Origin of the sequence: Algoriphagus sp. AK58, from assembly GCF_014324365.1 — a bacterium.
Lineage (GTDB): Bacteria > Bacteroidota > Bacteroidia > Cytophagales > Cyclobacteriaceae > Algoriphagus.
This window is the reverse complement of record NZ_QEIG01000004.1, coordinates 179775-188369: the sequence shown is the minus strand read 5'-3', so window position 1 is coordinate 188369 and position 8595 is coordinate 179775. Positions and strand designations below refer to the sequence as shown.

General features: G+C 45.3%; 10 protein-coding genes. 8 read left to right on the top strand and 2 right to left on the bottom strand.

Going from position 1 to position 8595, the window contains the following annotated elements; all coding sequences use genetic code 11:
* Positions 1–358: 358 nt before the first annotated feature.
* A complete protein-coding gene (locus DDT91_RS03735) occupies positions 359–526 on the bottom strand; it encodes a DinB family protein (RefSeq protein ID WP_255502011.1) in 168 nt (55 codons plus the stop codon).
* A 181-nt stretch (positions 527–707) separates the two neighbouring features.
* Here DDT91_RS03735 and DDT91_RS03730 point away from each other — a divergent pair, with 181 nt between their 5' ends.
* The 8 genes from DDT91_RS03730 to DDT91_RS03695 all read left to right on the top strand — a co-directional run bounded on the left by DDT91_RS03730 (position 708) and on the right by DDT91_RS03695 (position 7375).
* Entirely contained in the window at positions 708–1526 is an 819-nt protein-coding gene (locus tag DDT91_RS03730; protein WP_187174790.1) for a hypothetical protein, read from the top strand.
* Between the two features lie 5 nt (positions 1527–1531).
* Positions 1532–2434 carry an AraC family transcriptional regulator gene (locus DDT91_RS03725; protein WP_187174789.1) on the top strand — a complete coding sequence of 301 codons (903 nt, stop codon included), beginning with the start codon at positions 1532–1534 and terminating at the stop codon, positions 2432–2434.
* Positions 2435–2562: 128 nt separating this feature from the next.
* Positions 2563–3543 carry a GTP 3',8-cyclase MoaA gene (gene moaA / locus DDT91_RS03720; RefSeq protein WP_187174788.1) on the top strand — a complete coding sequence of 327 codons (981 nt, stop codon included), beginning with the start codon at positions 2563–2565 and terminating at the stop codon, positions 3541–3543.
* The gene (gene glp / locus DDT91_RS03715; RefSeq protein WP_187174787.1) at positions 3543–4727 is read left to right on the top strand and encodes a gephyrin-like molybdotransferase Glp; all 1185 of its coding nucleotides are present in this window, start codon (positions 3543–3545) and stop codon (positions 4725–4727) included. The genes moaA and glp overlap by 1 nt, the downstream gene beginning before the upstream one ends.
* A gap of 4 nt (positions 4728–4731) precedes the next feature.
* Positions 4732–5466 (top strand): sulfite exporter TauE/SafE family protein, encoded by a 735-nt coding sequence (locus tag DDT91_RS03710; RefSeq protein ID WP_187174786.1) that lies wholly within the window; start codon positions 4732–4734, stop codon positions 5464–5466.
* Positions 5467–5610: 144 nt separating this feature from the next.
* The gene (locus tag DDT91_RS03705) at positions 5611–5850 is read left to right on the top strand and encodes a MoaD/ThiS family protein (RefSeq protein WP_222718592.1); all 240 of its coding nucleotides are present in this window, start codon (positions 5611–5613) and stop codon (positions 5848–5850) included.
* 3 nt (positions 5851–5853) lie between these two features.
* Entirely contained in the window at positions 5854–6921 is a 1068-nt protein-coding gene (locus tag DDT91_RS03700) for a HesA/MoeB/ThiF family protein (protein WP_187174785.1), read from the top strand.
* A 7-nt stretch (positions 6922–6928) separates the two neighbouring features.
* A complete protein-coding gene (locus DDT91_RS03695) occupies positions 6929–7375 on the top strand; it encodes a molybdenum cofactor biosynthesis protein MoaE (protein WP_187174784.1) in 447 nt (148 codons plus the stop codon).
* On the opposite strand, the gene DDT91_RS03690 is transcribed toward DDT91_RS03695, so the two are convergent.
* Positions 7376–8593, bottom strand: a complete 1218-nt coding sequence (locus tag DDT91_RS03690; protein ID WP_187174783.1) for a peptidase U34 — start codon at positions 8591–8593, stop codon at positions 7376–7378. It abuts the gene before it with no gap.
* Positions 8594–8595: the final 2 nt, after the last annotated feature.

The window sequence follows — 8595 nt, the reverse complement described above, 5'->3', positions numbered from 1 at the left end:
TTGCCTTTGAGCAGGCTACCCTAATTCCCAGTACGGCTTACTGTTTTTTGCGGAAAATAAAGTTGGAAAGTATTTTTTATGTAAAACAAAAATTCGCAGTCATTAGAATTTTGGGCTTATACCACAGCCGAAGTGAGTGCCTTCACTCACTTTTAAATTCCCGGTTAGTGGGGACACTAACCTGGGCGGAGAGTTGACCAAACTTTTCCACAGTTTTGAACTTTGGAAAAGTTGATTCTGTGGCCCAAGTGAGTGTCTCCACTCACTTGATCAATTTTTCATTCCGGTTAGTGAGACACTAACCGGGGCGACCTTTGGAAAAGTTGTCTCTCACCAGGATGGATTTTTACTCAGAAGATCAAAACAACTTCTCCTGAGGAGGAGTCGCACCGGCCAAGCGGAGGTAAACTGTCGTCTGACCTCGGTGGTGGGTCTGATGCTCGAAGCATTTTTCCAGCGCTTTTCCCTTGCTCATTTCAAAGCGGCCAAACAGTTTGGTGGCTTCATTCAGTTGGGCAGGAGTCATAGTTTTGATACTGTTGGTGACAAAAAAATAAAATAAAGCTTAGTTTTTGCCGCGGCCTATCAGGCAGGGATTCTTCTACGAGTTTACATTTGTTTGAAAAACATAAGTTTTGATTTGAAAATAGTCGGGTTTCCAAGGGATTCTTTTGCGACTTTTGTAGCTGTTTATCCCCAACTTACCTATGAAACCTATTTTCAAAACTTCTTGCTCAACCCTTTTGGAAGGATTGTCCAGTCACACCTTGCGAAAAAGCAGCTATTTGATCCTGATAAGTTTTGCTGTTTTCACAAAGTCATTTTCACAGGAGGCTAAATCCAGCCATCACTTCAGTGGAACTATCACAGCTACCAACAATGGTATTTCCCTGATCCCATCTTTTACACTTGGCCGACCGGCGGTATTTTTTGATTTGAGTGTGGGAGGGGAGCGGCTTTCTTTCGATCCCATGTTCCGATTCGGGATGGATGGAAAGCCTTGGTCTTTTGTGTTTTGGTGGCGATACAAAGTCGTCAAAGACCGGCGGTTTACGCTGAATGTCGGAGCCCATCCGGCATTTATTTTCAGCGAAATGCCCGTGATGGTGGATGGAAAGGAGGAGAAAATGCTGGTGACCAAGCGGTTTTTGGCCGGGGAGTTGGCGCCGATGTACAAGGTTTCGGAGCGATTCAGTTTTGGCTTATATTACCTCCAAGGCCATGGATTCAATCCTACGCCTCCTTATAACTCCAATTTCCTCGCCTTGAATACGGTGTTTTCGGAATTGCCTTTGTTCTGGAATATGGAATTGCGGGTCAATCCCCAGTTTTTCTTTCTTCGAGTGGATGATACCTCAGGAACCTACGTGACTTCAAATTTTGCGCTCAAAAAGAATGATTTCCCGATTGGAATTAATTCGACGCTGACGCAAAAAATCGACTCCACGGTTCCTGGGGATGATTTTGTCTGGAATTTGGGCTTGTACTACAACTTCGCAAACGACTACAAAAAAGATAAACTCTAGGAATCATGGAAAAAGCAGAAAGCCTGGAGGAATTTTACAAACGGAAATTCAATTGGATTCCGGAGAACCTGAAGAATGACTTGGGGCATTTCAATCTCTTTTACTTGGAACCTTACTTGGAGGGGAAGATGAAGGCTGTTCCTTACCGGAGAAGGGATTTTTACAAAGTGATGTTCTTCAAGGGGGCGAGCACGGTACATTACGCCGACCGCGTTTACGAAGTCAAGAAGCAGGCTCTTTCCTTTTCCAATCCTCTGGTGCCCTACAAATGGGATCATATGAGCCAAAATGCTTCGGGTGTGTATTGCATATTCAACCCGCATTTTTTCGTGAATTTCGGACAAATCCAGCAGTATGAGGTGTTTCACCCTAACGGAACTCACGTATTTGAGCTGAGCGATACTGAGGCCGAAAAGGTAGAGGAAATTTTCAAAAGGATGCGTCAGGAATTTGACTCGGAGTATAAGTACAAGTATGATGTGCTGCGCAATCTTGTTTTTGAGCTGATCCATTTTGGGATGAAGCTTCAGCCGGCTGCTATTCAACAGGTCCAGCATGGCAATGCCTCCCTGAGAATTGCTTCCATTTTTCTGGAACTGCTTGAGCGGCAATTTCCGATTGATGAAAGCCACACCTCCATTCAACTCAGGTCCGCATCGGATTTTGCGGATCAGCTGAATATCCACGTCAATCATCTCAACCGGGCAGTGAAGGAAATGACGGGAAAAACCACCACCCAACTGATCGGTGAGCGCATCCTTCAGGAGTCCAAAGTGTTGCTGAAGCACAGTTCCTGGAATGTGTCCGAAGTGGCCTTTGCGCTTGGATTTACCGAGGTGACTCACTTCAATAATTTCTTCAAAAAACAACTTAATCAAAGCCCTACACAGTTTAGGAAGGGGAGTTGAGAAAGAGAAGAGATCAAAGATTGAGAGTAAGAGATTCGAGATGAAAGAAATTCATGGGTTCATCCTTAAATTGGTTCCCCGGCAAAATTCCATGTGTTTTTCACAGGACAATTACCTAAACTAGGGCTATGCTTCAAGATGCTTTCGGACGTGTACACGATTACCTGAGGATTTCCCTTACGGACAACTGCAATTTCCGCTGCGCCTATTGCATGCCGGTGGAGGAGATGGAGTGGATGCCCCAGTCCAAGCTGATGAGTAAAGAGGAGATTTTGAAATTGGCGGAGATTTTTATTGCTCTTGGTGTAAAAAAAATCCGCTTGACCGGAGGTGAACCATTGGTAAGAAAAGAATTTCCGGAAATCTTGGAAAGACTCTCTGCTTTTCCCGTGGAGCTAACATTGACCACCAACGGAGTGCTGATCCACAAGCATATCGATACCTTGAAAAAAGCCGGAGTTCGTTCGGTCAATGTCAGCCTGGATACCCTCAACAGGGAAAAATTTCTCAAACTCACCCGTCGTGACCAATTGGATCAGGTTTGGGAAAATATCCTCCTGCTTCTGAAAGAAGGCTTTCGGGTCAAAGTCAATGCCGTGGCACTTCACGGACTGATCGAAGATGAAATCTGTGAATTTGTACAACAGACCGAAAAGCTTCCCCTTCATGTCCGATTTATCGAATTTATGCCTTTCCAAGGCAATCACTGGCAAAGTAACAAGGTCGTGACCGCCGCGCAGCTGCTGGACTTGGTCAAAGCCAAGTTTGAAGTGGTCAAACTCGAAGACAAAAAGCACGATACCGCAAAAAAATATCAGGTACCGGGATTTCAGGGTACTTTTGCTTTTATCACCACCATGAGTGAGCACTTTTGCGGGGACTGTAACCGACTCCGACTGACTGCCGATGGGAAAATCAAAAATTGCCTTTTTGGAAAGGAAGAGTTGGATTTGCTGGGTGCTTTGCGTAGAGGAGAGGAAGTAGAATCGCTAATCCGGCTTTCTGTTTCCAGAAAACATGCAGCCTTGGGAGGGCAGTTTACTCCGGATTACCTGAAAGCCAATCCCGATGCCATCGAAAATAGAAGCATGATCAAAATTGGAGGATGATGAATGAGTTCATAGAGGTGCCTAAAGCCAAGGAACTGCTGAAAGGCCTTGCCATTTCCCCAAAAAATACACAGGTGACTCTATCCCAGGCTTTGGGAAGATTCACGGCCAGCCCTGTGTTGGCCCCGATGAATGTGCCATCCTTCGATAATTCCGGGATGGATGGGTATGCATTTTCCTGGGAAGATTTGGGCGAAAGCCGCAAACTGGCCCAAGTGGTTCAGGCAGGTGCTAATCCTGATTTTAACTTGGAAAAAGGAGCGGCGGTTCGAATTTTCACCGGAGCGCCGATACCAAAAGGTGCTGACACTGTAGTGCAACAAGAATGGGTGGATGTGGTCGGTGATACCGTCTTCTTTGAGTTGGCAAAATTGACTCAGGGAATGAACGTCAGAAAGGCAGGATCCCAATGTCAGGAGGGTGAATTGATCCTGAACTCAGGCACCCTGATTACTCCCGGTACCATCGGGCTTCTGGCCTCTTTGGGGATTGAGCAGGTGGGAGTCTTTGACGCGCCCAAAGTCTCTGTTATTTTGACCGGAGACGAAATCCTCGAAATCGGACAAACCCTTCAACCCGGACAAATCTACAATGCCAACGGTCCTGCTTTGATGGCCTATTTGAGTCAATTGGGAATTGATAAAGTAGAAGTTTTAAAGGTAAGAGATGAAAAATCCGAAGTCAGCCGAGTGATCGGAGAAGCTTTGGAAAGCTCAGGTATAGTATTATTGACCGGAGGGATATCAGTAGGGGATTATGATTTTGTAAAGGGGAGTTTGGAGGAAAACGGTGTGCAACAGCTTTTTTACAAAGTCAAGCAAAAACCCGGAAAGCCGATTTTTGCAGGAATAAAAGGTGAAAAATTGGTCTTTGCCCTTCCCGGTAATCCTGCCTCTGTGCTCACCTGTTTTATTCAATATGTAAAGCCCTGTCTTCTTCGCTTGCTTGGTAATCCCAATGCCTGGACTTCTCCTGTCTATTATCCGATTGCTGCGGATTTCAATAAAAAAGCTCCCTTGACCTTTTTTCTCAAAGCAAAACTTGAAAACAATCGGGCAGTTGTTCTTCCGGCTCAAGAATCATTCAACCTATTGTCTTTTGGGGAAGCTGATGGGATCCTTGAGATCCCTGAAATGCAGGAACACCTGGAAGAAGGAAGTTTGGTTGCTTTTTACCCTTGGTAATCTCATGGAGCTTTGGGATGTAGTTCTCTACTTTTTGATGCCTTTTGCAGCATTCATGTATGCCTCGGTGGGGCATGGAGGGGCGAGTAGCTACTTGATGATTTTAGCGTTGTTGGGTTTTGCACCGGAAGAGATCCGTCCCTCTGCATTGATTTTAAACATGTTTGTGTCCATGATCTCCTTTTTGAACTATCGAAAGTCTGGTGTATTTCCGACCAAACTCTTTTTGTCTTTAATCATTTTTTCCATTCCTGCAGCTTATTTGGGAGGAAGGATTTTATTAGATACAGGCATTTACAAGCAAGTTTTGGGTGTGTTGTTGCTCTTTCCGGTTTTGAGATTTGCGGGCGTTTTTCCTATTTCGGAGACCTTGCGGGTGGAGCAAAAATGGTGGATGGCCCCGGTTTTGGGTTTTGTTATCGGCTTGCTTTCCGGCATGATCGGGATAGGAGGTGGGATTATACTTTCTCCCATTATTCTCATGTTGGGATGGGCAGGAGTAAAAGAAACCGCAGCCTTGAGTGCGCTTTTCATCTTTCTCAATTCGGTGGCTGGATTTCTGGGGGCATCGGTGTTCCACATTGAGTTTTCAACCCAACTCTGGATTTTACTTCCCCTGACGATTGCAGGAGGGGCATTGGGTGCCTATTTGGGTGCCAAAAAGTTCAGCCCAAATGCGCTGAAATACCTCTTGGCATTTGTCTTGGCCTTTGCGGCAGTGAAGTTGATCCTGGGATGATGATTCACCGTGGATACTCAGAGGAACTGAGGTTTTTGTTACAGACCATGCTTTATCTCCCATGAAAAACTTACCCTTCTGATGTGACTTTCTTTGGGGTAAAAAAATACTAACCCTTAACTTGGTAACGGAATTAATTTAAACATGCCTGACGTAATCCAAATCAAAGCCTTTGGAATGATTGCTGAAGCGATCGGATCGGACTCTTTGGAAATAGAGAATCCGGGAACCTCCTTGGCTTTGAAAAAGCAACTTGAAGCTCAGTTTCCAGGACTGAAATCCATGAAATTTAGCTTAGCCGTGGATAAAAAAATGATTCAGGAGGATACCGATATTTCACAAGGCAAGGAAATTGCCTTGTTACCCCCATTTTCAGGAGGATAAGTGATGGATAGATTTGAAAGACAAGTGATTTTACCGGGATTTGGTCCCGAGGGACAAGGCAAGCTGAAGCAGTCTTCTGTTTTGGTGATCGGGGCAGGTGGCTTGGGTTGTCCGGTGTTGCTTTACCTGGCAGCGGCAGGAGTGGGTAAGATCGGGGTAGTGGATGGGGACGTAGTGTCTCTTTCCAATCTCAACCGGCAGGTACTTTTCGGAGAAAAGGATCTGAGAAAAAACAAAGCCGAAACGGCGGTACGATACTTTCAGGATAAATACAGCGATATCCAATGGGAGATTTTTCCCGAATTCATTACCGTCGAAAATGCACAAGAACTCATTTTAGGCTATGATCTGGTGATTGATGGCTCGGATAATTTCCCGACCCGCTACTTGGTCAATGATGCATGCGTTCTGATGGAAAAGCCGCTGGTTTTTGGTGCCATCTATCAGCATGAGGGACAGGTCTCTGTTTTCAATCATGGACCCAATTCCTGCAACTATCGTGACTTGTACCCACAAATGCCTTCAGCCAAGGAAATTCCCAACTGTTCGGAAACAGGCGTCTTGGGCGTGTTGCCAGGGATCATTGGAAACTTAATGGCATTGGAGTCGATCAAGGTGTTAAGCGGATTTGGAAAGCCTTTGAAAAACAAGGTGCTCTTTTTCAATAGCCTGACCTCTCAGACCTACGAAGTGGAAATCTCGGCCAATTCTGATTCCAAATCTTCCATTCCTGAAACTTGGAAGGATTTTGAGCAGATGGATTACGAACTTGCCTGTGAGGGAATCAAACAGCTATCCTGGAATGAAGCCATGAAGCTCATGGGTCATGACGTGGCTTTTGTGGATGTGCGCGAACCGGGTGAATTGCCTCCTCTGGAATGTACAGGACTGATGAAAGTGCCTTTCTCCACCCTTTCCAGTCAATTGGACCGATTTGAGGATGCGGAGGAAGTTCTCTTTTTCTGTCAAAGTGGAATCCGCAGTCAAAAGGCTGCTCAACAACTTCAGCAAGTCTATCCCGATAAAAAAATCTTCTCCATCCGGGGCGGAATCAACGCCTTAAAATCTTAATCTACCCATGGAAAAAGAGCGAAAACCCAAGAATATCTTTGTCCAAGGTCCCATTTCGCCTGAGAAAATCGCCCAGTCCATTGCCAATCACGCCATTAAAACGGATATAGGCGGACATTCGATTTTTCTCGGACAGATCCGTGCCGATGAAAAACCGGAAGGAAAAGTGATTGCGATTGACTACACCGCTTATGAGGAAATGGCACTAGAAAAAGCCTTTGAAATCCGAGAGGCTATTTTTGCTAAGTATCCGCTAACCTGCATGCATATCTATCACAGTCTTGGTGAGATTAAGGTCGGTGAGATTTGCCTTTTTGTTTTCACTTCTTCCAAACATCGCAAGGCTGCAATGGAGGCATGCGACGAATTGGTGGAGCGGATCAAAGCAGAATTGCCGGTGTGGGGAAGGGAAATCCTAGATACCGAGGGACATGTGTGGAAGGTGAATACTTGATTATCCCTTCAATAGATTCCAATATTCATTCAAACAGGCTTTGGAAAATTGGCTCAACTCACTGGAAGTAGCATTTTTTCGGATCAATTCTTTGTCTTTTTCTATCCAGGAGTTTTGGATTTGATTCCAGGTTTCTCTCATCTTGGGCTGGAAAAGGCTAAAATTATTCAAAACTGATTTTTGGAACCTTTTTGCCTGCCACCAAAGGCTTTGGTCTTCCTTTTCTCCCGGATTTAAAAGTTCGGATTCCATCGATTGACCAAAGTAAAAAGGGATATACAGGCTCATACAAGGGTAGGAAGTGCCTGTCAGCCAAACGGTCGAGGGACCTGCTTTTCGGATTTCTGCCACCATACTCCCGGTGGTGTCAGAGGGATTGGTGAAGCCGGTCGCATGCATGCAGATACATCCTGTGGATGCCTTTTTGGGATTAAAATTCTCCTTATCATGCTGTCTCAGGGCTTGGATAAAATCCTCAATGCAGGGATTTTTCTTTTTTTGCATAAAGCCCAAGGTACATGCCTGTCGCTGTCTGGACCTTCCTGCGGTGGTATAGATCAGGTCTGAAAAGTTTTCCCGAAAGCTTTTGGGATTGCCTGAGAATAGGGATTGGATCGTTCTTGGTTCTTTTTCGAAATGCGCTTCCAGATAATTTTCCCCGATAGTCAGTCCGTTAGAGATACTTCCCAAGTCTTCCACAGCCTTGTAGGCCCAGGATTTTCCTGCTGTCTCCAGAATAAAGGCTTCATTGGGATCAGCTATCAGGAAACTGTTATGGTAGTAGAAGTTCCTGTTTTGATAACCTCCGCAGGCATTTTGACCGTAGGTTTGTAAGAGAATCAAGATGACTTCAAGGGCTTCCTTCGCCGTTTTTCCACGCTCCAGCCCCAGCCTTAGCAGATCCATACCAGTCAATCCTACTTGCTTCTTGTCAAACTTGACATTGGTAAAGACTGCTTCGTTTCCGATTACGACGCCATACTCGTTGACTCCCATTTCGGCTCCCCACATTTGAAATGGCTTGGAGAGAATCACTTCATGAGTTACCTCTACCTGAGGAATGGAGATGTAGGTACATTGGAGCGTTTTTTTCTGATGGATTTGTCTGGGCAAATGACCGATGGCTTGAGCCTCCAAGGGTTCTCGATCTGAATTTTTACCAAAGATCAGATTGCCGGTGGAGGTGATGGAGGGTAAGGCTACAAGAGTATCACACATCT